We start from the raw sequence: 21,482 nt of genomic DNA, 5'->3' as shown, positions 1-21,482 counted from the left end.
TCTGAAATTAGCATCGGTATTTTGGCTTCTTGAATATTTTCCCGATCGCGTCGAAAAGTGTATCTTCAGCAAGATATTGTCAACTTTGCCTTGTGTTTGAATTGGCAGATGGCTATATGTACTTGAGTAATAGCTGAAAGATTTGGAGAACAGATGTCAGAAACTACGTCAAATTCAGAAATGCAATACCGAGTTATCGGTAGCACAGGGGAGAAAGTTTCCGCCATCGGATTGGGTGGTTGGCACATTGCCTTGAAGCACGTTGATGAGCAACTGGGTATCCGCATTGTTAGAACAGCCATCGATCGTGGCATCACCTTTATGGATAACAGTTGGGATTACAACGGTGGAGTCAGCGAGATTCGCATGGGAAAAGCGCTACGCGATGGCTACCGGGATAAAGTGTTTCTGATGACGAAAATCGATGGTCGCTCTAAGAAAGAAGCCGCAAAACAATTAGACGAATCACTCAAACGCTTGCAAGTTGATTGCATCGATCTTGTTCAGCATCACGAAATGATTCGATATGAAGACCCCCATCGAATTTTCGACCCCGAAGGGGCAAATGCTGCCTTCATTGAAGCACAAGAAGCTGGAAAACTGCGATACATCGGTTTCACTGGGCATAAAGATCCCCATATTCATTTACATACACTGGAAGTTGCAGCTGCTCACGGGTTTAAATTTGATACAGTGCAAATGCCGCTGAATGTAATGGATGCCCACTACCGGAGCTTTGCAAAGCTGGTTGTACCAGAACTTGTGAAACAAAACATCGGTGTTTTGGGGATGAAAAGCTTGGCAAACGGTATTCTTTTACGGTCAAAGACTGTAACGCCAATTGAGTGTTTACACTATGCTTTGAATCTGCCCACATCGGTTGTGATTACCGGAATTGACAGTATGGAAATTCTAGAGCAAGCTTTTGAAGCAGTGCAAACGTTCCAGCCAATGAACGACGAGCAAGTGCGATCGCTCTTAGCAAAAACGGCAGAAGCGGCATCACGCGGCGAGTTTGAGCCGTTCAAAACCTCATCAATCTTTGATAGCACTGCCCAAAATCCAGATTGGCTGGGAGAAGAACCACAGCGTATTCAGCAATTGATGTCAGCGTGATGCTTTCTTAGTGTTGTCCATGGAGGAAGTTCACAGGGTGATACAACTATAAAGCATCTTCCAGTTTAGTAATTGCGATCGCCACGTTATCTAATGCAACCCCCTGCAATGGCATTGTTTCATATAACAATGCCATTGTTTTGACTAACAATGCGATTGTTTCGACTAACAATACGATTGTTTTGACTGACAATGCGATTGTTTCGGCTAACAATGCGATTGTTTTGACCTGCAAAAATTAACTCACGCTTTTATTTAACCTTGTTCTATCTAAAAATCTCACTTTACTGAGAATTTTTTTGTCTTAATAGGCACATTAAAGTATACCCTATATCAGTATACTTATATGCCCGCCCAAGATAAAACCCGTCGTTTGCCTTCTCAATCAATTAGTCAAGATATAAACTCATTTCACGGCTTGCAAACCATCAGCACATATAACACAACCCGTACTGCTGCCTCTGTAGCAAATTTACAGCAAGCTTATCAAGCTATGTTGGCGCAGCAACAATCCGAAACTGAAAAACTAACTTTCTATCGTGCTGCGGTCGATGCTGCGCGATTAGCAGAATGGGAATTTCATAATGCTGCATTAGCGATGAAAGAAGTAATCCGCGGAGAATATGGCTCAGATAGCGATCAAGCTCAAGCCGTTGGACTGAAGAAAAAATCAGAACGCAAGCGTCCCAATCGTAAAAAGTCAGTTGCGATGGCGTAACCGCGCGCTGGAAGCGATCGCAAGTTACAGCTATTTTCAGGTAAATAGACCACGCGGTAGGGGCGCAAGGCCTTGCGCCCCTACGACAGGTGTGGTTCAAATACATGAAAACTGCTGTAATAAACTGAAGGGCGATCGCTAACTTTTCCTCAGTGCGTTAGCGTAGCTCACTGTAGGTATCGCCGATGTCGAAAAAGTGTAATTTGTTTAAATCGACCTTTGCTTACTAGGAAATAATCTTTACTCAAAATTCAATCTATCAAAATAGTGAACTAATTTCATAACTATTGATGACTATTGATGCGAGAACTTCTATCTAGGGATCGATATGGCTAATAAACTAAATGAAGTAGAAATAGTATACTAAATCACATGAGATTGTATTGTATGAAATCCAATTATGTTGCAAAGCAGCTTTCCACCGTAAAACGCTGGATGGCGACAACGTTGTTTTGTATGTTAGCGATCGCTTTCGTTTGGCAAGGTGCATTTTTCTCGAACACCTCAGCAATGGCCAATCCTACTGGAACCTTGATTGCGTATGATGATGCAGATCGCGCTCAAGACAAAGCTGATAGAGATGCTGGACGAACCAAAAATTTCATTGATGATACGGCAGATAAAGTTAAGGACGCTGCCAAGAGCAATGCCAGTAAAGTTGACCAATCAACAGACAATGATAGCTTTATTGCGCGCAAAGCAAAGAAAGATGCCGCTACAATTCAGAAGAGAGCAAATGAAGATGCATCTCGGACTAAAGAAGCAGTAGACAACACAAAGAATGTTGTTGAACGTACTGTTGAAAACATTAAGGATGCTTTTGGTAAATAGAGATATAGAATAGGAATCCGATTGGATTTGCGAAAATCGAAAGCTTGAAATTTCCGACTTTTTCAAAAAGTCGGAAATATTGTTGTATACGGGGAATTTTGGAAAATCTCAGGTTACGTCAATATTATTACAGCAAATTACAGGTAGTTAAACATTCTGGTAGGGATGCAGAGCTAGCTGTTCATCCCCACAGGGGATTGTAGTTAAAGCCTTCTTTCCACTTGGAAACTTTTAACGAGATATAGAAAAAATTTCCTAAATAAAATTAGATAAAGTAATCGAGTAGCTTTAGATACATATTTGTCACAGTTATAGGAACTAGCGATCGCTGATAAAACTAGCTGCTGTCACCGAAGAAGAGTAGAAACTCTAGTTAAATATTTACTAGCAATTATGCTAGATATATAGCTGTAAATAAAATATTTGACTTTCTTTTGTACTAACTTAAGATGGCAAAATTGAGTAATCTGCTTAGGGAATTTCCGCAAATTACTCTTAAAAAACTTGTTTTTATATACGCATTACAAGCATTTTTTAAGTAGCATTACTCATGAAAAAATGTGTTATAACTTTAACTGATTGGAATCTTATTTGACGAATTGTTAATGGTTAACAAATTTTTCACGATCATCAATTAAGAAGTTATACTTTCCACTACAACTTAGTAACAATGTAAGAGTTTGATTCTATGGACAACCCGACCGTGGGAAAATCAAAATACCGAGACTGGAAGTTAGAGAGGAAAACCTTATAATATGCATCTGAGCGAAATCACCCATCCTAATCAGTTGCACGGTTTATCTGTTCGCCAACTGCAACAGATTGCCCGTCAGATTCGAGATAAGCATCTTCAAACAGTAGCAGTTAATGGTGGACACTTGGGGCCAGGGTTGGGTGTTGTCGAATTAACACTAGGACTTTACCAAACACTGGACTTAGATCGAGATAAAGTGATTTGGGATGTAGGACACCAGGCTTATCCCCACAAACTGCTTACAGGACGTTACGATCGCTTCCACACCCTTAGACAAAAAGACGGAATTGCGGGTTATCTCAAACGGGGTGAAAACAAGTTTGACCACTTTGGGGCTGGACACGCTTCTACAAGTATTTCAGCAGCATTGGGCATGGCTTTAGCGCGAGACTTGAAAGGAGAAAAATTTAAAGCCGTTGCTGTGATTGGGGATGGGGCACTAACTGGCGGCATGGCTTTAGAAGCGATCAATCATGCCGGACACATGCCGAAAACCAATCTGTTGGTTGTTCTCAATGACAACGATATGTCCATATCTCGCAACGTCGGCGCGATTCCCCGCTACCTCAACAAAATGCGCCTCAGCCAACCGGTGCAATTTATTAAAGATAATCTTGAGGAACAGTTGAAGCAAATTCCCTTCGTTGGCGAATCTCTTTCCCCCGAACTTGGACGCATCAAAGAAGGTATGAAGCGCTTGGCAGTTCCAAAGGTAGGTGCAGTTTTTGAAGAACTCGGCTTTACCTACATTGGGCCAGTAGACGGACATAATCTCGAAGAATTGATTGCCACCTTCCAACAAGCACATCAGATACCAGGCCCAGTTTTGGTACATGTGGCAACAGTGAAAGGCAAAGGTTATGAAATTGCCGAACTTGATCAAGTTGGCTACCACGCCCAAAGCCCTTTCAACGTCGCAACTGGCAAAGCCATTCCTTCTAATAAACCCAAACCCCCAGCTTATGCCAAAGTCTTTTCTCACACTCTGGTAAAACTTGCCGAACAAAATCCCAAAATCGTCGGGATTACAGCGGCTATGGCAACAGGGACTGGTTTAGATAAACTTCAAGCAAAACTGCCCAATCAATATGTTGATGTCGGCATTGCGGAACAACACGCAATTACGCTAGCAGCAGGACTTGCAAGCGAAGGGATGCGCCCTGTTGCAGCTATTTATTCTACCTTCTTGCAACGCGCCTACGACCAGATAATTCATGATGTCTGCATCCAAAACCTGCCAGTATTCTTCTGCTTGGATCGGGCGGGAATCGTCGGATCTGATGGCCCCACCCACCAAGGTATGTATGATATTGCCTATCTGCGTTGCATTCCCAACATGGTAATCATGGCCCCCAAAGACGAGGCAGAACTGCAAAGCATGGTAGTAACTGGCGTTAATCATACCAGTGGCCCGATCGCAATGCGCTATCCTCGTGGCAATGGCTACGGCGTTCCCTTGATGGAAGAAGGTTGGGAACCCTTAGAAATCGGCAAAGGCGAGATTCTGCGTACAGGCGATGAGGTGTTAATCGTCGCTTATGGCACAATGGTCTATCCAGGAATGCAAGCTGCGGAAATTCTCAGCGAACATGGCATTGAAGCAACTGTAATTAATGCGCGTTTCGTTAAGCCTTTGGATACCGAGTTGATTTTGCCTTTAGCGAAGAAAATCGGCCGTGTTGTCACCTTAGAAGAAGGTTGTATCATGGGTGGGTTTGGTTCTGCGATCGCAGAAGCTTTACTAGATGCAGATATTCTCGTTCCTGTCAAGCGATTCGGTGTACCAGATGTGTTAGTGGATCATGCTGAACCAAATGAATCTAAGACAGAACTAGGTTTGACTAGTCATCAAATAGCAGAGAGAGTATTGCAAGCTTTCTTTAAGCAGCAAGTATCGGCTGTCGTCTAGTTAATTCTAAGTCAGAATAGTTTCATGAAAATAACCCCAAATTCTGGGGTTATTTTCATGAAAATGCTGGAAACCCCGGCAAATTTTCTAGTCAGCTTGCCTAATCCCTCTATTGGAGGACGAATTCAATATTAACGTTAAATTAATGTTATTGAATATACACCATCCTAGAGTTTTTGTGCTATGGCTATTAATGTATTCTAGTTACCAGCACCTTCCGCTAACTCAATAGTTGGACATCTATTTGAACTTGGACAGATTCAACAGCGTCGCAACAGTGAGGAAAAAACCAATGATTTGTTGACAATGCTAATGGAAGCGAAATACCTTACGCCCAGAAAACGGGCTGAAGGTGCAACTCAAGCAGATTGCGTCAGACGCTTCTAAAGATGGCAAACATCAACAAGTATAAGCTTATTAGCAGTAGCGAAAAAGGTAGAAATAGTTAATTGAATTTTGGTTTTTAAAATGAAATCATCAGGGTGCATTAAAGTAAAAAATATTGCCCATCTCCTAACTACCTTTTTCTATGACACTTTCTACAAACCAGGTTTATCCAGTTATTTGGCACAATGACTCAGTGTCACTAATAGACCAAACTCGCTTACCCAACGAATATACATTTGTGGAAATTCACCGCAGTGAAGATATGGCGCGGGCGATCAAAACCATGATTGTGCGAGGTGCGCCTGCAATTGGTGTGGCTGCGGCTTATGGAATGTATCTTGGTGCAAGAGAAATTGAAACTAGCGATCGCCACGAATTTTTACAACACTTAGATAAAGTAGCCCAGTTGTTGCGTTCTACTCGTCCGACGGCGGTAAATTTATTTTGGGCAATTAGCCGGATGATGAAAGCCGCTTACGAAACGCTGGGAACAGTGGAAGACATCAAGCAAACCCTTTTCCAAACAGCCCAAGCAATCAACGCTGAAGATTTGCAAACCTGTCAAGCGATCGGTGACAATGGTTTGGCAGTTTTACCTACTAACCCAAAAAAACTAACATTGCTTACTCACTGTAACGCCGGGGCATTAGCTACTGCTGGTTATGGCACAGCTTTGGGTGTTGTGCGTTCCGCTTGGAGGGAAGGACGTTTAGAACGTTTATTTGCCGACGAAACCCGTCCCCGTTTGCAAGGCGCAAAACTCACCGCTTGGGAATGTGTGCAAGAAGGTATTCCAGTGACATTAATTACTGATAATATGGCAGCCCATTGTATGAAACAGGGTTTGATTCATGCTGTAGTTGTGGGTGCCGATCGCATTGCTGCTAATGGCGACACTGCTAACAAAATTGGTACATATAGTGTTGCGATCGCAGCTAAAGCCCATAATATACCTTTCTTTGTCGCTGCACCCCTTTCCACCGTTGATTTTGAATTAGCCGATGGTAGCAAAATTCCCATTGAGGAACGCGAACCAACAGAAATCTATCAAGTTGGCGATACTATTCTCACACCTGCGGGTGTAGATTTTTACAATCCAGCGTTTGATGTCACCCCGGCTGAGTTGATTACAGCCATCATTACAGAGAATGGAGCGATCGCACCTCATGAATTAGCAAAATCACAGTTAAAGCAATTAGTGTAATTGAGTTCGACGAACCCCTCCCTATCTTTACAGCAGTTTTCATATATTTGAACCACATACTTTTGTAGGGGCGCAAGGCCTTGCGCCCCTACCGCGTGGTCTATTTACCTGAAAATAGCTGTAACTCTAACTTTTCACGGGATTTGGAAAAGGGAGTGGTTCAAATAATAGTTCGGCGGCTTCATTATTTGATTTGGGAACCTTCGGCATTAGTTGGAATATGGAAATGCGGATTGAACCTTACGAAACTCATCAACTTGATGCAGTCATTTGTCTTTAGATTGTTTGAAAAGTGTTTCGCTGTGACTTTAGGCACTTTTAGATCCCCCCTAACCCACGCCAATCGCTCATGGGGAGCCACTGCGGTGGACAGGTTCCCCGGCATAAAGCAAGTGGCGTGGAAACCCCCTTCTCTACGAGACGCTCCGCGTTCGCAAAGCGTCTCATAGAGAAGGCGCTAGCCTCTCCCAATGTGAGAAGACCGCCCTTAAAAAGGGGAGTTTAGACTAACGGTGGGTGATCGTTAGCATCTATCAGTAGGCTTACTGATATAAAAGTTAACAAAGGTTTTAGCTGCGAATTGTTCAGAAGCTATATAGAGTAAAAGTAAGACTGTAACTAAAAGTTAGACTAAAATCTGATTCATTCAGGTATTGGTGTGTGAAACAATGCACGATAGATGCAAAATAATCAATTCAATATTAGAAATTGATTATGCCTAGAAGACGTACACCCACCAGGAGAACACAATGAGTTCTACACCGGAGCCGTCCAAAAACCGTGTCTTTGGACGAGTCAAACCACCTAAAACTTTGTATCGAATAGATGCTCGACCACCAGAAGTGGTAAGAACATACGAGTTCCAACCTTGGGAATCAAATGAGAATCTGTCAGTAAAAGAACATGTTACGAAACTGAAAGGGAGCGCTATGTTTTTACGTAAATCTTGGATAAGTAGGTGGTCATTCTTATTAGCTCTATTTCTGGGAGGAATTTTGTCTGGTGCGGTTTTAACTGGAACAGTAATGGCATCTCAACCTCACATGGAAGCTGCACTGGAAAACTTATATGCGGCTAGACAACAGTTAAGTACTGCCGCCCACAATAAAGGTGGGCATCGGGTTAATGCGATAAAGTTGGTCAATGAAGCAATTTCAGAAACTAAAGAAGGGATTGCTGCTGCTAAACGCTGAGCGGGTAGGTAGCAGGGTAAGCGCATCTCAAACCCTATTGACACGGTAGTTTTGGGGTTCACCCAAAGCGCTGGAGTTTAGACTAAATGGGCGAGATGAAAGAGGAAAAGGGGATGTCTGATTGAAGACAGTCCCCCTTTTGGCAGAAGTCAATAGATAAATTAACCCCAGGACGAATTGCTCAAGCTATGGGTGGAGTTTTTGCGGTGATTGATACTCCTACCTCTCCACCCAAACCTCGCGGAAAGTCTCTTGGGTGGACACCAGGTAAACCACGTGTTCGTAAAATCCGATATCCTTTTGTTAAAAAGACTGCTTCTAAGCCACGGAAAGAACAGCAAAAATCTGCTTAATCTCAAATATCTTTATCCTTGAAGCTTGTATTTTATGAACTCAGCATTGCTGGGTCATTTATTGCTGCTTAGTCTAAACTTCAGTAAAAAGGGGGGAAACGGAATCAAAAGTAAAAACTAAACAGCATTTATCGGCAATTTTTTCAATAATTTTATCTAAACTTCATATTTGGACTAAATTCAATAAGTAAAGTCCGCAATTACTTACTCAAAAGAAGCTTTGACTTATTCAAAACAAGCTTTTGCTTTCTCATTTTGGTGTTTTCCGCAAGTAAAAGAAGCTTTGACTTATTCAAAACAAGCTTTTGCTTTCTCATTTTGGTGTTTTCCGCAAGTAAAAGAAGCTTTGACTTACTCAAAATAAGCTTTGACTTATTCAAAATGCCATTTGACTTACTCAAACCCCAGTTTGCTTTCTCATTTTGGTGTTTTTTGCAAATAAAATGCCATTTTGCTTTTTTAAAATGGTTGATTTAGTAAAAATACTGACTTAGCAAATAGAAATCGTTAGAGCTTTCTCAAAATTATTTGGTCATTCGCTTGAAAAGCCTAGACAACGAACAAATAACAGTTAAAAGTTAAACTATAGCGGTTCTCGAATGGAAGCAATACACTTTGACCTCTCTCCTCCTCTTAGGCTAGGGTGTACACAGAAGTCGAATTACCCTTCTTAATCCCCTGATGCATTAGGAAGAAAAGAAATCTAGTTCCCTCACGCCACTTGCTTTAAGTCGGGCATTGCCCGCCCAAAGCAGTGGCTCCCCAATACATCGGGGAAGGTTAGGGTGGGGTAAAACTCTGGTTAATCAGCTATTTCAGACTTGTGTGTACACCGTAGCCGACTCGGAGAGGGACAGGTTTTGCGTAGTAAAACCTGGGAGAGGTCTTTTTATTTGACTAATTAACTCTAATAGACTTAACCAAAATGCTGAATAATTGCCTCGGCAAATTCAGAACATTTTAAGGGTTCAACAGGCGGTTCTAGCAATCGGGCTAAATCATAGGTGACTTGACTACTCGCGATCGCATCGCTTAAACCTTTCTTAACTAAGTCTGCAGCTTCTTGCCAACCCATAAATTCCAGCATCATCACACCAGACAAAATCACTGAACCAGGATTAATCCGATCTAAGCCGGCGTGTTTGGGGGCAGTGCCGTGGGTAGCCTCAAATATGGCACTAGAATCGCCAATATTTGCCCCTGGCCCCATTCCCAATCCCCCAACAATCGCGGCGGCAGCATCAGACAAATAATCACCGTTCAAGTTCATCGTCGCCAGAATCGAATACTCATCCGGTCTGGTTTGGATTTGTTGAAAAATGCTGTCAGCAATCCGATCATTTACCAAAACTTTATCTTTCCATTTGCCCTCGCCGTGGGTTGCCCAAATTGAGTTAAGAACAGTTTCAACTTCCTTGACAATTTGCGCTTTCTTCTCTTCCGTAAGACTATCAAACCCAGGATCAATCTGGCGGGCGTTTTCTTCCAAAGAAATATTTGGATTTTTCTCCTTGTTACTCAAAATCCAAGATTCCCGTTCAGTGACAGTTTCTTGGCGAAATTCACTAATTGCTAGTTCATAACCCCAGTCGCGGAAAGCCCCTTCGGTGTACTTCATGATATTGCCCTTATGCACCAAAGTCACTTGTTGCTTGTGTTTGGGCAATAGCAAGGCGTGTTTAATCGCACGTCTAACTAGACGCTGGGAACCAGTTTTACTGATGGGTTTGATGCCAATACCAGAATCAAGAGGAATGCGTTTTTTCCCATGTTCTGGGGTGGCGGGGATCAGTTCTTCATTGAGAATTTTAATTAAGCGATCGCCGATTTCGCTACCTTGTCGCCATTCAATGCCTAAATAAATATCTTCCGTATTCTCTCGATAAACGATTACATCCAGCTTTTCAGGGTTTTTGTGGGGTGAGGGTGTACCTGCATAGTAACGGCAAGGACGCACGCAGGCATATAAGTCAAAAATTTGTCGCAGTGCTACATTTAAAGAACGAATTCCTCCGCCAACGGGAGTAGTCAAAGGCCCTTTAATAGCTACACCATATTCTTCAATTGCCGTGAGAGTGTCTTGAGGTAAATACTGGTAAGTACCGTATAAATCACAAGCTTCGTCACCAGCATAAACCTTGAACCAGCTAATTTGACGCTGACCCTTATATGCTTTGGCTACAGCAGCATCGAGAACTTTTTGGGTAGCAGGCCAGATGTCTATACCTGTACCATCGCCCCGAATAAAAGGGATAATTGGATTGTCCGGTACGATTGGTTCACCATTTTTGAAGGTGATTTTTGCTCCGGTTCCGGGGGGGGTAATCTTTTCGTACATCGTTCACACACTCCTAATCGATACACTGCTAGTCAAAAAATCCTTATGTGGCAGCTTGTATATTTTGCTATGTCTTTTGTTCACCAAGCCATAAGGCACAGATTTTCCCCCTATTCCCCTTGTACATTATTTGGGAATTAAGTGTGGGATTCAGTGAAGCGATCGCAATTTTGTACGATCAAAAATAGTAAACTACTTTTCGCTATCAGTGACTTCACCTTGGAGAATGCCCGATAGCTTACCGCTCTTTCACTGACCGCTAAAACGAGAATGGCATGACAGACCCAATGATTTTATCAGGCCCTGCAAATGACATCGACTCCCTCCGACAACCGTTAATCGCTGGGTCTGAAAAAGTCCAACAACAGATAATCCCACAGTTAGCTGAGTTGGGTAATGAGGGATTAGACGTGTTGATGGAATTTTTACTGAAACGACGTGAAAACCCAGCTACTTGGGTTGATGGCAAAGCCTACCAAGTCCTTTACAACTCTGATGCACCTCAAGTCAAAGAATTTCTGCGCTCCTCTTTTCCTGAGGGAATTGTACCTCTAAAATCAGAGTCCGGGATTAACTACAATACTTTGCAACAGCTACTAGCTGTTCAAGACTTCCAAGCAGCCGATCGAGTCAGCATCGAAAAAATGTGCGAACTATCAGGGCCAACGGCTGTACAACGAAAATGGTTGTATTTTACTGAGGTAGAAAATACCTCGGCTGTTGACTTACAAACCATTAACAACCTCTGGTTAGCCCACTCCGAAGGTAAATTTGGCTTTTCAGTGCAGCGAGAAATCTGGTTAAGTTTGGGTAAAAATTGGGAGAATTTCTGGCCGAAAATTGGCTGGAAAGCAGGTAATACCTGGACGCGATACCCTAACGAGTTTACCTGGGATCTGAGTGCGCCAAGAGGTCACTTACCCCTCTCTAATCAACTTCGGGGAGTACGAGTTTTTGCTTCTTTACTTTCTCACCCAGCTTGGACGAAGAATCCAGAAAAATGATTTTGAGTTACGTATAAATAAATTATGATCAATCCCACCAACTGAGAATTCTACGTCACCATTGAACAGGATGAAGATGGCTACTATGTCGGAGAAGTTCCTCAGCTAAAAGCCTGTTACAGTCAGGGAGAAACAATTGATGAGTTGATGGTCAATATAAAACAAGTAATTGAACTCTGTTTAGAGGATGCCTGAGAAATCAAAAATGTCATGCTGTAGTCTGCGATCGGAGTATGACTTAAACAGCCTACGAATCAGAAAATTCGGCCCTGAACGAAAGAGCTTTGGTAAGACAAAAATTCTTTTAGAACCTGATGTTGCAGAGGTTTCTCCCAATACTGATGCTGTGAATGAGGCTCTAAGTATAGCTTTGCCTAAAACCCGTGGCGAATTAAGGGTTAAAATTTAAACGCATAGGCGCTTCGCCTTCCCGCAGGGTAGGGGCGCGGAGTATAGCGAGCGCAGAGGAGCGCAAAGTTTGTTTTAGTTTATTCGCTAAGAACTTCAGGGTTAGCTGTAGTAAGATTTCTGATTAGAGTTGTGCAGGACAATCAAGTTTCTGCACTTCCAAAGCAGCCTTACAGTTCCTCGGAGGAGACGGATAAAACCTCCTAGTGCTTAGTTGGAAGTGCCGCAGATCCCAAACTGAAAATATCAAATCAGATCATGGCAAACGTTCGTTTAGAAGATATTAAACGTAGATTTAATAACGTCACCGCTATTGAGGACATTACCTTTGAAATTCCTGATGGCGAGTTTTGGGTTTTAGTCGGACCATCGGGTTGTGGTAAGTCTACAATTTTGCGAACGATCGCTGGTTTAGAAACTGCTACATCTGGTAAACTCTTTATTGGCGATCGCTTGGTGAATAATATCCCAGCCAGACAACGAGATGTGGCGATGGTGTTCCAAAACTACGCTCTCTATCCTCACATGAGTGTGGCGCAAAACATCGGCTTTGGCTTGCAGATGCGGAAGGTTGACCGAAAAATCATTCAAGAACGGGTGATGAATGTGGCGCGATCGCTTTCTCTGGATCACCTGCTAGATCGTAAACCCAAACAACTTTCCGGGGGACAGCAACAACGAGTAGCATTAGGGAGAGCGATCGCTCGTGAACCACAAGTATTTTTACTTGATGAACCTTTATCTAATTTAGATGCCCAATTGCGCGATGATACCAGGGCAGAATTGAAACAGTTACATCAAGAATTAGGTATTACAACTATTTACGTTACTCACGATCAAGTTGAAGCGATGACTTTGGCTGATAAAATTGTCGTGCTAAATCGAGGACGTATTCAACAAATTGGCGATCCCCAAACTATTTATGCAAATCCTGCTAATCAGATGGTGGCAAGTTTTTTAGGTAGTCCACCAATGAATATTTTAGCTGCAATCTATCAAAATAATGGTTTTGATGTGAGTGGACAGTTATTAACAATTCCAGCAGTTGTGAAAGAAAAATTGCAGTTGCATCAGGGACACAGTTATGATTTGGGGATTCGTCCAGAGCATATTTTTATTAACGAACCGCCAAGTCGCCAAGAAGGAAACGAGAGTCAGCTGATTGTAGAAGTTAAATTGGTGGAACCTTTGGGAAGAGAAACTTTGATTCGTGCTGGTTTACCTGGTTCGGCGGTGGTATTGAATATTCAGGTAGGCTCTGATGTGCGTCCTCGTCCAGGCGATCGCCTTTCTCTACAACTCGATTTAAATCAGTTATTTGTATTTGATCCTAAAACTGGGGACAGAATCTTATAAAGAGTTTCTTAAACTGCCAGAAATAATTGCTAATTTCCAATTTTTTGTAGCCAGAATCTAAGAAAATAAAAACTGCAATAGAGACTTAATGGATTAGCTGCAAAAACTTATATGACTATTAATCGACGCCATTTCTTGTTTTTACTCACAGCAGGTGCGGGTACTTTTGCATTAGATGCTTGTGCATTGGCAGAGAAATCTCCTCAGGTAAACACTGCAATACCAAATACAACACCAAATACAACAGCAAATACAACATTAAATACAACAGGGGCTATCCAACTACCGCCTTTAGATTACGCCTACGAAGCACTGGAACCACACATCGATGCCAAAACGATGCAATTTCACCACGACAAACATCATGCAACTTATGTGAAAAACCTGAATGCAGCGTTAGCTAAACACCCAGAACTCAAAGGCAAAACTGTTGAAGAACTGTTGCAAAAACTTGACAATGTACCACAAGATATTCGTAAAACAGTACGCAATAATGGCGGTGGTCATGTCAACCACTCAATGTTCTGGAAAATTATGAAGCCGAAAGGTGGGGGAGAACCAACAGGAAATATAGCCTCCGCAATTAATCAAAGTTTTGGCTCTTTTGCAGCTTTCAAAAAACAGTTTAACGAAGCTGGTGCTAGTCGTTTTGGTAGTGGTTGGGTTTGGCTAGTGCGTAACAAAGATGGCAAGTTGGAAGTGACAACTACAGCTAACCAAGATAGTCCCTTGAGTGCAGGTAAATATCCTATCCTGGGTAATGACGTATGGGAACATGCATATTATCTCAATTATCAGAACCGCCGCGCCGATTATTTAGATGCTTGGTGGAACGTGGTTAATTGGGATGAGATTAACAAGCGGTTTGCAGCAGCAAGTAAATTTGCCTGAAACCAGACAACAATTTAGAATTGTAGACGCTTAAAACTGGCAGTAGAATATTGTTTCTGTTGCCAGTTTTTTGATGTGATAAGCGTGAAGGGGAGACAAAACGTAGCTTTGGCTGAGTAGGGTTATTATTTGTGATTTATGCATTGCAGTCTGGCGACCGAGTAATGGTATTTGGTATGTCATTAACAGTTCTAAAGGTGTAGCAGTTACTAGACAATGGGGCGTAAATGGTGATATTCCTGTCCCTGACATTTATAATTTCTCTATTAAAAGTGACTTCGCAGTATGGCGACCGGGTAATGGCACTTGGTATATTCTGAGGAATTAGGGCTAATATTTTGTCTGGTTAATTTCCTCCAAACAATAGACCTCTTGCAAAAGTCGCTTAAGCAAATTCGGTTTGGGGGAGATGAAGCTCGTAATTGTAGAGAGCAGCAATAAGATTAAACCTCAAACTAAATCTTTTTCGACGATTTCTATCGGCTCAAACCTTGATTACTTCGTCAACTGACAAAAGTTTTCGATCTCCTGAAATTGTTTTTGTGAACTCTGTTCACACGTTGTCACCACAAGCTGATCTCCAGTACTGTAAACTGCTACTTTTACCAATTTCCAAAGTTATGTAACTTTTTACATAATTTATAGCTAGCAAGTTGATAGCTGCTATACAAGCAGTTTTTGGCTGAAAAAAAATGGCAGTTACCCACGGCACTACAGACCCTAGCACAAAAAATAGCACTAGAGGAAATGACACAGGTATGCAATTGATTCAACAGTTCGGAAAACTGTTAGCTTTTGTAGTCTTAATAGGTTCCTCAATGGTTTCAGCATCCTCAGTTAGCGCAAAACAATTACCAATAGACCAAGAACCAATAAACCCTGGACCAATATGGAATCCACCATCTACTAAGAAAGCCATGACTTGGATTATCAACACTGTTATATATACCAATGTATACAACAGTGGTAAAACCTACGCCCAAGTTAGATATGATAATCAAACTGATCCCTATTCTGGTGATACTTCTGTAAATCAAGCCCTGTCACTACTTTGCATTCGTAAATCACCGGAACTCGCCGTTGATCCGATTCCAAATCAGACTCAATCCGCTATTACGCCTGGTGGTGCATCTAAAAACTCTTGGTCTGGTGGAGAAATCTTCGCTATTCCTAACGTTCTAGGTAGCTCCTTAGTGTCTCCAGAAGTAGCAGATGGTAAATGTTACCAAGCTGGTCAAGAACGTTATCATCTATCTGGGTTCAGGATGGCAGAGTTTCATGATGGCAGTGCTCCAAATGCAGGTTGGGGTTTTTGGGCACAATCCGACGATCCTAATCTGAGTAGCCCAGGTATTCGCTATTGCGTGAAAATTAACGATCAAAATGCGAATCCTTGGTGAGTAGTGGTTAAGTTGAGATATGGGGTGCGATTCGTTCTGGAGAAACCCATTTATACAGTTGCAAGAATCAATTAATGAATTCTAGCAAGAGATTTTAGAAAGCTTACGACAAAACCCTCAGAGTCCTTATCCATCGCTCAACTTCTGTTTACTTCTTGCATAAATCAAAAATAAGAACTCCACTCCTAAGAATTTCCTCTTAGAAGTGGGAATCTTAAGGACTTTTGCAAGAAGTCTAATATCTTTACCAATCCTGCTCTGACAAAGTTTGATTTTTGCTCACCTCTTCCCCCCTTGCGGGGAGGAGTCATTTTATATAGCTAATTCATCCTTTCACTCAGCAACGCCCTCTTTCTCGCACGGACTCCTCCTCAAAGCGGTTTTTGAGAAGGTACACCTACAGCACGAGGAAAATTAAGTGCTGTGTTTGCTACCTTACGCACATAAAGGCAATGACGGATGCTATCACTTAGAGGAGTGGTAAATTTTTCAATTAACTCAATCACACCACCTAACTGGTTAACAGCATTTTGCAAATCCGTGGTTTCTTCCTTTGTCCAATTACCGCGATAAATTATGGCTAAACCTCCCTGTTTGAGCAGTGGTAAGGTATATTCTACACAGACAGAGGCTGCCCCTACAGCACGGATCAATGCAATATCGTAAGCTTGTCGATGCTGGGGGTGCTGACCGATTTCTTCAGCCCTACCAACAATAGTTTTGGCATTGGTAAGGGCAAGTTCAGTTAATATATTGTCGAGAAAAGTAATTTTTTTCCGAGTGGAATCGAGAAGAGTAATTGTGCAATTAGGTACAGTAATTGTCACTGGAATACCCGGAAAACCTGCACCTGTACCAATATCAATGAGAGCAGGGGAAGCAGGGGAGAAATTTGCTGATAACAGAGGTGCAATTCCTCGTAGAGAATCCCAGAGATGTTTTTCCCAAAACTCTTGAGGATCAGTGATCCGAGTTAAATTTAGTTGGCGATTACCTTCTAGGATTAACTCATAAAGCTTTTGGAATTGCGCTCGCTGTTGATCAGTTGGTTGCCAATTGAGAGTTTGCTGCCAGATTTCTGCCATCTCAGGCAATAAGTTTGTCATTTGTCATTTGTCATTTGTCATTTGTCATGAAGCATGGAGTATAGTTATTCTCTTTCTCCCCTTGTCCCCCTGCTGTTTTCTCACACCGTTGGTAGAGGTTCTTTAACTTTGGATTCTAGTGTCTTTGGGTCTACTGATTCTAGTTCACCGTGTTTGAGTGTCCAGCAACGGTCTGCGATCGCTAACAGATCCCCAGCATCGTGTGTCACTATCAACAATGTCCAATCTTGTTTCAGTTTTGCTAATAAATTTACCAGTTGCCGACGCATTGACCAATCTAAACCAGCTGTGGGTTCATCCAATAACAGTAAATTTGGCTGGCGAATTAATTGCACTGCTAAAGCTAAACGTCGTTGTTGACCACCACTCAAAGTATGGGGAGCAGCGGAAAGCGATAAATGCTCTAATCCCACCTCACTCAGCGCCTGTCTGACTCGTTCTGACCCTAACTCAGGATGTCCTAAACGTAATTCTTCTAAAATCGAACCACCGCAAAAGTGCCGCTCTGGAAACTGAAATACTAACCCAGCTAATTGTTGTAGCTGTTCAGCTAGAAGTTCTTGTTCCCGCCAGAAGAGTGCGCCAGTAGTGGGTTCGGCTAGTCCCGACAAAATTTCTAGTAAGGTACTTTTACCGGAACCACTCGGGCCAATAATCAAACCTAGCTGCTGGGGTGCTAATTCTAAATTGATCGATTTGAGAATCGCTGTTGGGCACGCTGTAGGATGATAATTTACATTTCGGAGATAAAGCATTTGTTAAGATTACCAAAAAGTCAGCAAATTACTGATTAGTTACACTGAGGGTGTCTGGAAAATTCTGGAAAAAAATTTATAGCGCATTACCTGAATTAACACCTTAATTTAGCAGCAAGAATTATCCACTTTTTCTCCATTGTGGCAGACTAAGCCTTAAATAATGGCTAGAGTAAGCCTGGAAACATGGAAAAATTACCAATATATAAGAAAATTTGGGTTGAAGCAGAGGCAAGTTGAAGTTAACTATTTTTGCATTTTAAGTAACACATACAACTATTTCAACCGCAATTATTCTGAGGGTTAAAATGACTAAAAGGTTTTCTTTGCCTCAATTAGTAGTGTCTGCTAAACTCACTACCTTTGCTCAGACTGCTTTTGCAGCTGCGATCGCAATTAATATCTGGGTAAATCCCTCGCTGGCTGGCGATCCATTTCGCAATCGCGAACCTCATCAAATTGGCGACCAAACAGAAGCTGCTTTTAAAGCGATTTTCCAACAAGGCAACTATCCAGCAGCAGATCGTTATCTGCAACAAGCACTATCCAAAGAGCCAAATGAACCCCTAGCTTATGCTATGCAGGCATCTTTAGCATACGGAAATAAGGATTGGGCTAAACTCGACACATACAGTCAGAAAACTCTAGAAACAGCACAAAAACTGATTCCTAGCGATCCATTGCGTGGTAATTTATACACTGCTGTTAGTCATTTTTTAGAAGGTGCAGTAGTTATCACCCGTGAAGGTACAGTCAACGGTGTACCCCAAGCCTTGAGTCGGCTGCGACAAGTTTATGAATATTTAGACAAAGCCGAAGCAATTTCTGCCAACGATCCAGAACTGAATTTAATCAAGGGTTATATGGATTTACTATTGGCAGTTAATTTGCCTTTTGCTAGCCCAGATCAGGCAATTCGGCGCTTAGAACAAAATGCTGCTCCTGGGTATCTAGTCGATCGGGGTATTGCTCTTGCTTACCGAGATTTAAAAAGGTATCCACAGGCACTAGATTATGCCAACCTGGCGATCAAAACCACATCCGATAATCCAGAAATTTATTATCTCAAAGCCCAAATCCTGAAACAACTGGGGCAAAAAGAAAAAAGCCAGCAGATAATCCAGGAAGCGATCGCTAATTTTGACAAAGCATTGGCTAAAAAATCCCAACTCCCAGGCGATTTAGTCAAACAAATTGAGCGTGAACGCAGAAGTGCTGTTAGCTTGAAGAATCCTGGATAATTGACCATAGAGCATCGGAAATAATTCAGTCCCCATTCCCCATTTTGATATGCTTATTTGCAGAAGAGTAATTGAGATATTAGACCAAAATGGAGATTCAGTTCCGCGAAATTAATCCTTTTGATGTGTGGATTTGGCTAAAATTCAGCACAAATCCTTCTGCGCGTGAAAAGCAGTATGTAGAAGAAGTTTTCAATTCCTGGTTTTATCTGGGTAAATTGGGTGCATTTAATGCAGAGAATCTCCAGGTACAGGACACTGGACTCGATATCAGTTACATGAATTATGATGAACAAGGGTATGACAAAAGCCTGCTAGCACTGATGCACAACATCGGTGAGTTTGAATATGAGGGTCAGTGGGGACGTTGTTGGTTTGACTTAGGAACCAGTGATGCGATCGCATTGGATATTTTAATCAACGCTCTCACCCAGCTAAGTCAGGAATATGTCACCATTGAAGAATTGTACATCGGTGGTGAAAATCCAGATTGGCCTATTGAGGATAGCGAAAGTCGTCCTCAGTCTATTTACGATAATTAGTTATAAAAATGAATAAAGCAGGCGAAATTCGGGTAATAGCCTTGGGGCTAATTCGGAATGGTGAACGTATATTTCTTTCTGAAGGCTACGATCCCGTAAAACAAGAAACATTTTATCGTGCTTTAGGCGGTGGTGTTGAATTTGGCGAAACCAGCCACGCCGCCTTAAAACGGGAGTTTCAAGAGGAAATTCAGGCAGACTTAACGAATATTAAATATTTAGGTTGTATAGAAAACCTGTTTACATTTAATGGTAGGCAAGGTCATGAAATCATTCAACTTTATCAATGTGACTTTGCTGATTCAAAATTTTATCAACTGGAAAGTTTAGTTTTTTCAGAATCGCCACATCATAAACATAGAGCGTTATGGATAGATATCTCTCGCTTAAAATCTGGGGAATTCAGATTAGTGCCTGAAGTATTTTTTGAATATTTATAAAATATCTGGATAAAAAAGCATTGCTTTCAATAAAAGGTATACGATCGTACTGTGCCGCTACAACTGAGAGAGCAACTTGTCATACTCTGTGTGTGAACCAAGCCAAAACCAAATAACAGTATCTCCATCTAACTGTCCAACCGCTCGATAATTTTTGCTAATCCGTGCTGAATAAATTGGTAGTTCTGGATGTACTTTTTTGAAGCGCAAGCTTGGATGGCTCGGATCTTGTTTGAAGAGGCGGTATGCCTCACGCGTTTGCTCTTGAACTTGCTCAGGTAGATCAGCAAACCCTTGACGAAACTGAGCGGTTATACGTGACTTCACAATGTATCTGGATCTAACTCTTGGGTTTTATCTGCACGGTATTCAGCCATTGCCTCAGTTGCAAGAAAAGCAAGTAAGTCAGGAGAACGGCCGAAAGCTTCATCCCAAGAGCGTTCATCTTCTAGTTCTTCCAAAATCATTGCCGCGATCGCATCTTGTTCATTGGCAGGTAAATTTTTGAGTTTGGCGATCGCTTGTTCAAGTAGCTCTGTCATGGCTGTCAATCGTTACGAAAGTCATACTATAAATTATCTCTGCTTGCACTCTGTTGGGGTTGTTAGGGTGCGATCAATTAAGGTGAGAGCAAAGCGCGATCGCTCCCCATAGCCGAAGTAGTAAAGTTTGAGTAGAAGCAAGTGTTGAGTTTATTTAGGAAACACAAACTACGTCGAAGGCGATCGCACTACTGCCTCAGTTACGCAGAGAATTGGATATTTCTTAAGAATGGGTTCTATAGTGATATCTGTCAAATGTACAGTTAACCCAAGCATATAACCTGTTTCCGTAAAGCAATAAAGGGCTGTAAATGAGTCTGTATTGGCAGCTTGCCATAGTCTGATAGTACGACCAACATGTTTTAATTCTAAGTAAACCTTTTCATCATTTGTAATGAACTTGAGGCAATTTGGTTCGCTTCCTTTGATAGTTACTATTCCAGATTCTAGTTCGATTTGTTTGCCTTCTAGAGTGAGCTTGTTACTGCGAATCGCTTCCCACCCAAAATGACTAATCATCACGGCAACTTTACACCCTTGCTTATGTAGCTCATTTACTGTTTTTTGCTCATTTTGGACACTTCGTTCAAGTTCAGCCCGAATATGGTATGGATATCCAGCGTCAGCAGCGTCGTAAGTTCCTGTATGTTCTTTTAAGAGTTTAAGACCAGCAGCCGGAAGAGGATTCCATAAATGAAGATTTGCAATATTAACCTTAGCTACAGATACTCCAGCTTCAGCTGCTTTAGCATACGCAAGATATGCAAGTGAATAGAGTTTTAACTCAGAAAACGCACGCCCTAGATTATTTGCAGCAGTTCCTTGAACATCAACCTGATCTGCACACTGAGCGGAATAAGTAAGCAAAGAAGACCATTTATTATCAAGAGCCAACTCTGTAATACCAATTTAATATGAAGCTGCATAGAAAAGAGCCTCTAAAATAAAGTCATACGAGGAGATAGACATTACCTGCTCAAATGTTAATTGCTCG

The 21,482-nt window shown here is 41.9% G+C and carries 23 protein-coding genes; 15 read left to right on the top strand and 8 right to left on the bottom strand.

Translation table 11 applies throughout. The features are described 5' to 3' along the window. The first annotated feature begins 153 nt into the window (after positions 1–153). Positions 154–1,116 (top strand): aldo/keto reductase, encoded by a 963-nt coding sequence (locus tag V7L12_RS27915; protein ID WP_334814838.1) that lies wholly within the window; start codon positions 154–156, stop codon positions 1,114–1,116. Positions 1,117–1,162: 46 nt separating this feature from the next. Here V7L12_RS27915 and V7L12_RS27910 read toward each other — a convergent pair whose 3' ends face one another. Next, positions 1,163–1,351: a hypothetical protein gene (locus V7L12_RS27910; protein ID WP_335089324.1), complete on the bottom strand. Its 189-nt coding sequence runs from the start codon at positions 1,349–1,351 to the stop codon at positions 1,163–1,165. Between the two features lie 111 nt (positions 1,352–1,462). Between V7L12_RS27910 and V7L12_RS27905 the strand changes: the two genes are divergently transcribed. From V7L12_RS27905 to V7L12_RS27885, 5 genes are all read left to right on the top strand, one after another. Next, the gene (locus V7L12_RS27905; protein ID WP_335089322.1) at positions 1,463–1,834 is read left to right on the top strand and encodes a hypothetical protein; all 372 of its coding nucleotides are present in this window, start codon (positions 1,463–1,465) and stop codon (positions 1,832–1,834) included. A 387-nt stretch (positions 1,835–2,221) separates the two neighbouring features. Then, positions 2,222–2,665 carry a hypothetical protein gene (locus V7L12_RS27900; RefSeq protein ID WP_335089320.1) on the top strand — a complete coding sequence of 148 codons (444 nt, stop codon included), beginning with the start codon at positions 2,222–2,224 and terminating at the stop codon, positions 2,663–2,665. A gap of 755 nt (positions 2,666–3,420) precedes the next feature. Then, positions 3,421–5,328, top strand: a complete 1,908-nt coding sequence (gene dxs, locus V7L12_RS27895) for a 1-deoxy-D-xylulose-5-phosphate synthase (RefSeq protein ID WP_334816004.1) — start codon at positions 3,421–3,423, stop codon at positions 5,326–5,328. A 529-nt stretch (positions 5,329–5,857) separates the two neighbouring features. Beyond that, a complete protein-coding gene (mtnA, locus tag V7L12_RS27890) occupies positions 5,858–6,919 on the top strand; it encodes an S-methyl-5-thioribose-1-phosphate isomerase (RefSeq protein WP_335089318.1) in 1,062 nt (353 codons plus the stop codon). A gap of 749 nt (positions 6,920–7,668) precedes the next feature. Then, positions 7,669–8,112: a hypothetical protein gene (locus tag V7L12_RS27885; protein ID WP_335089316.1), complete on the top strand. Its 444-nt coding sequence runs from the start codon at positions 7,669–7,671 to the stop codon at positions 8,110–8,112. Between the two features lie 1,269 nt (positions 8,113–9,381). On the opposite strand, the gene V7L12_RS27880 is transcribed toward V7L12_RS27885, so the two are convergent. Further along, positions 9,382–10,803 carry an NADP-dependent isocitrate dehydrogenase gene (locus tag V7L12_RS27880; protein WP_335089314.1) on the bottom strand — a complete coding sequence of 474 codons (1,422 nt, stop codon included), beginning with the start codon at positions 10,801–10,803 and terminating at the stop codon, positions 9,382–9,384. A gap of 275 nt (positions 10,804–11,078) precedes the next feature. On the opposite strand from V7L12_RS27880, the gene V7L12_RS27875 reads away from it, so the two are divergent. The 5 genes from V7L12_RS27875 to V7L12_RS27855 all read left to right on the top strand — a co-directional run bounded on the left by V7L12_RS27875 (position 11,079) and on the right by V7L12_RS27855 (position 14,462). Next, the gene (locus V7L12_RS27875; RefSeq protein ID WP_335089312.1) at positions 11,079–11,807 is read left to right on the top strand and encodes a GUN4 domain-containing protein; all 729 of its coding nucleotides are present in this window, start codon (positions 11,079–11,081) and stop codon (positions 11,805–11,807) included. Between the two features lie 60 nt (positions 11,808–11,867). Further along, complete coding sequence (locus tag V7L12_RS27870) at positions 11,868–12,002, top strand: type II toxin-antitoxin system HicB family antitoxin (RefSeq protein ID WP_335089342.1); 135 nt, start codon at positions 11,868–11,870, stop codon at positions 12,000–12,002. 10 nt (positions 12,003–12,012) lie between these two features. Beyond that, positions 12,013–12,216, top strand: a complete 204-nt coding sequence (locus V7L12_RS27865) for a hypothetical protein (protein ID WP_335089310.1) — start codon at positions 12,013–12,015, stop codon at positions 12,214–12,216. 257 nt (positions 12,217–12,473) lie between these two features. After that, positions 12,474–13,571 carry an ABC transporter ATP-binding protein gene (locus V7L12_RS27860; protein WP_335089308.1) on the top strand — a complete coding sequence of 366 codons (1,098 nt, stop codon included), beginning with the start codon at positions 12,474–12,476 and terminating at the stop codon, positions 13,569–13,571. 111 nt (positions 13,572–13,682) lie between these two features. After that, complete coding sequence (locus V7L12_RS27855) at positions 13,683–14,462, top strand: superoxide dismutase (protein WP_335089306.1); 780 nt, start codon at positions 13,683–13,685, stop codon at positions 14,460–14,462. A 30-nt stretch (positions 14,463–14,492) separates the two neighbouring features. Here V7L12_RS27855 and V7L12_RS27850 read toward each other — a convergent pair whose 3' ends face one another. Beyond that, the gene (locus tag V7L12_RS27850; protein WP_335089304.1) at positions 14,493–14,714 is read right to left on the bottom strand and encodes a hypothetical protein; all 222 of its coding nucleotides are present in this window, start codon (positions 14,712–14,714) and stop codon (positions 14,493–14,495) included. A gap of 440 nt (positions 14,715–15,154) precedes the next feature. Here V7L12_RS27850 and V7L12_RS27845 point away from each other — a divergent pair, with 440 nt between their 5' ends. Beyond that, positions 15,155–15,862 carry a hypothetical protein gene (locus V7L12_RS27845; protein WP_335089302.1) on the top strand — a complete coding sequence of 236 codons (708 nt, stop codon included), beginning with the start codon at positions 15,155–15,157 and terminating at the stop codon, positions 15,860–15,862. 371 nt (positions 15,863–16,233) lie between these two features. Here V7L12_RS27845 and rsmG read toward each other — a convergent pair whose 3' ends face one another. Then, positions 16,234–16,968: a 16S rRNA (guanine(527)-N(7))-methyltransferase RsmG gene (gene rsmG / locus V7L12_RS27840; protein WP_335089300.1), complete on the bottom strand. Its 735-nt coding sequence runs from the start codon at positions 16,966–16,968 to the stop codon at positions 16,234–16,236. An 80-nt stretch (positions 16,969–17,048) separates the two neighbouring features. After that, positions 17,049–17,723, bottom strand: coding sequence for an ABC transporter ATP-binding protein (locus V7L12_RS27835; protein WP_334815981.1), 675 nt, complete (start codon positions 17,721–17,723; stop codon positions 17,049–17,051). 308 nt (positions 17,724–18,031) lie between these two features. Here V7L12_RS27835 and V7L12_RS27830 point away from each other — a divergent pair, with 308 nt between their 5' ends. From V7L12_RS27830 to V7L12_RS27820, 3 genes are all read left to right on the top strand, one after another. Then, a complete protein-coding gene (locus V7L12_RS27830; RefSeq protein ID WP_335089298.1) occupies positions 18,032–18,964 on the top strand; it encodes a Sll0314/Alr1548 family TPR repeat-containing protein in 933 nt (310 codons plus the stop codon). An 89-nt stretch (positions 18,965–19,053) separates the two neighbouring features. Beyond that, positions 19,054–19,506, top strand: a complete 453-nt coding sequence (locus V7L12_RS27825) for a DUF3531 family protein (RefSeq protein ID WP_322673316.1) — start codon at positions 19,054–19,056, stop codon at positions 19,504–19,506. An 8-nt stretch (positions 19,507–19,514) separates the two neighbouring features. Continuing rightward, a complete protein-coding gene (locus tag V7L12_RS27820) occupies positions 19,515–19,946 on the top strand; it encodes an NUDIX hydrolase (protein ID WP_335089296.1) in 432 nt (143 codons plus the stop codon). A 57-nt stretch (positions 19,947–20,003) separates the two neighbouring features. Here V7L12_RS27820 and V7L12_RS27815 read toward each other — a convergent pair whose 3' ends face one another. From V7L12_RS27815 to V7L12_RS27805, 3 genes are all read right to left on the bottom strand, one after another. Then, complete coding sequence (locus V7L12_RS27815) at positions 20,004–20,273, bottom strand: ParE family toxin-like protein (RefSeq protein WP_335089295.1); 270 nt, start codon at positions 20,271–20,273, stop codon at positions 20,004–20,006. Continuing rightward, entirely contained in the window at positions 20,270–20,488 is a 219-nt protein-coding gene (locus V7L12_RS27810) for a hypothetical protein (protein ID WP_335089293.1), read from the bottom strand. The genes V7L12_RS27815 and V7L12_RS27810 overlap by 4 nt, the downstream gene beginning before the upstream one ends. Positions 20,489–20,656: 168 nt before the next feature. Continuing rightward, positions 20,657–21,382: a hypothetical protein gene (locus V7L12_RS27805; protein WP_335089291.1), complete on the bottom strand. Its 726-nt coding sequence runs from the start codon at positions 21,380–21,382 to the stop codon at positions 20,657–20,659. Between the last annotated feature and the right edge of the window lie 100 nt (positions 21,383–21,482).

This window comes from Nostoc sp., from assembly GCF_036918245.1.
In the GTDB taxonomy this organism is placed as follows: Bacteria; Cyanobacteriota; Cyanobacteriia; order Cyanobacteriales; family Nostocaceae; genus Nostoc.
This window is presented reverse-complemented; position numbering and strand designations above follow the sequence as displayed.

Excerpts from the sequence above, each read along its gene's own strand:
- V7L12_RS27915 (WP_334814838.1), top strand. The coding sequence starts at position 154 with ATGTCAGAAACTACGTCAAATTCAGAAATGCAATACCGAGTTATCGGT.
- V7L12_RS27905 (WP_335089322.1), top strand. The coding sequence starts at position 1,463 with ATGCCCGCCCAAGATAAAACCCGTCGTTTGCCTTCTCAATCAATTAGT.
- V7L12_RS27900 (WP_335089320.1), top strand. The coding sequence starts at position 2,222 with ATGAAATCCAATTATGTTGCAAAGCAGCTTTCCACCGTAAAACGCTGG.
- dxs (WP_334816004.1), top strand. The coding sequence starts at position 3,421 with ATGCATCTGAGCGAAATCACCCATCCTAATCAGTTGCACGGTTTATCT.
- mtnA (WP_335089318.1), top strand. The coding sequence starts at position 5,858 with ATGACACTTTCTACAAACCAGGTTTATCCAGTTATTTGGCACAATGAC.
- V7L12_RS27885 (WP_335089316.1), top strand. The coding sequence starts at position 7,669 with ATGAGTTCTACACCGGAGCCGTCCAAAAACCGTGTCTTTGGACGAGTC.
- V7L12_RS27880 (WP_335089314.1), bottom strand. The coding sequence starts at position 10,803 with ATGTACGAAAAGATTACCCCCCCCGGAACCGGAGCAAAAATCACCTTC.
- V7L12_RS27875 (WP_335089312.1), top strand. The coding sequence starts at position 11,079 with ATGACAGACCCAATGATTTTATCAGGCCCTGCAAATGACATCGACTCC.
- V7L12_RS27865 (WP_335089310.1), top strand. The coding sequence starts at position 12,013 with ATGTCATGCTGTAGTCTGCGATCGGAGTATGACTTAAACAGCCTACGA.
- V7L12_RS27860 (WP_335089308.1), top strand. The coding sequence starts at position 12,474 with ATGGCAAACGTTCGTTTAGAAGATATTAAACGTAGATTTAATAACGTC.
- V7L12_RS27855 (WP_335089306.1), top strand. The coding sequence starts at position 13,683 with ATGACTATTAATCGACGCCATTTCTTGTTTTTACTCACAGCAGGTGCG.
- V7L12_RS27850 (WP_335089304.1), bottom strand. The coding sequence starts at position 14,714 with ATGTCAGGGACAGGAATATCACCATTTACGCCCCATTGTCTAGTAACT.
- V7L12_RS27845 (WP_335089302.1), top strand. The coding sequence starts at position 15,155 with ATGGCAGTTACCCACGGCACTACAGACCCTAGCACAAAAAATAGCACT.
- rsmG (WP_335089300.1), bottom strand. The coding sequence starts at position 16,968 with ATGACAAACTTATTGCCTGAGATGGCAGAAATCTGGCAGCAAACTCTC.
- V7L12_RS27835 (WP_334815981.1), bottom strand. The coding sequence starts at position 17,723 with ATGCTTTATCTCCGAAATGTAAATTATCATCCTACAGCGTGCCCAACA.
- V7L12_RS27830 (WP_335089298.1), top strand. The coding sequence starts at position 18,032 with ATGACTAAAAGGTTTTCTTTGCCTCAATTAGTAGTGTCTGCTAAACTC.
- V7L12_RS27825 (WP_322673316.1), top strand. The coding sequence starts at position 19,054 with ATGGAGATTCAGTTCCGCGAAATTAATCCTTTTGATGTGTGGATTTGG.
- V7L12_RS27820 (WP_335089296.1), top strand. The coding sequence starts at position 19,515 with ATGAATAAAGCAGGCGAAATTCGGGTAATAGCCTTGGGGCTAATTCGG.
- V7L12_RS27810 (WP_335089293.1), bottom strand. The coding sequence starts at position 20,488 with ATGACAGAGCTACTTGAACAAGCGATCGCCAAACTCAAAAATTTACCT.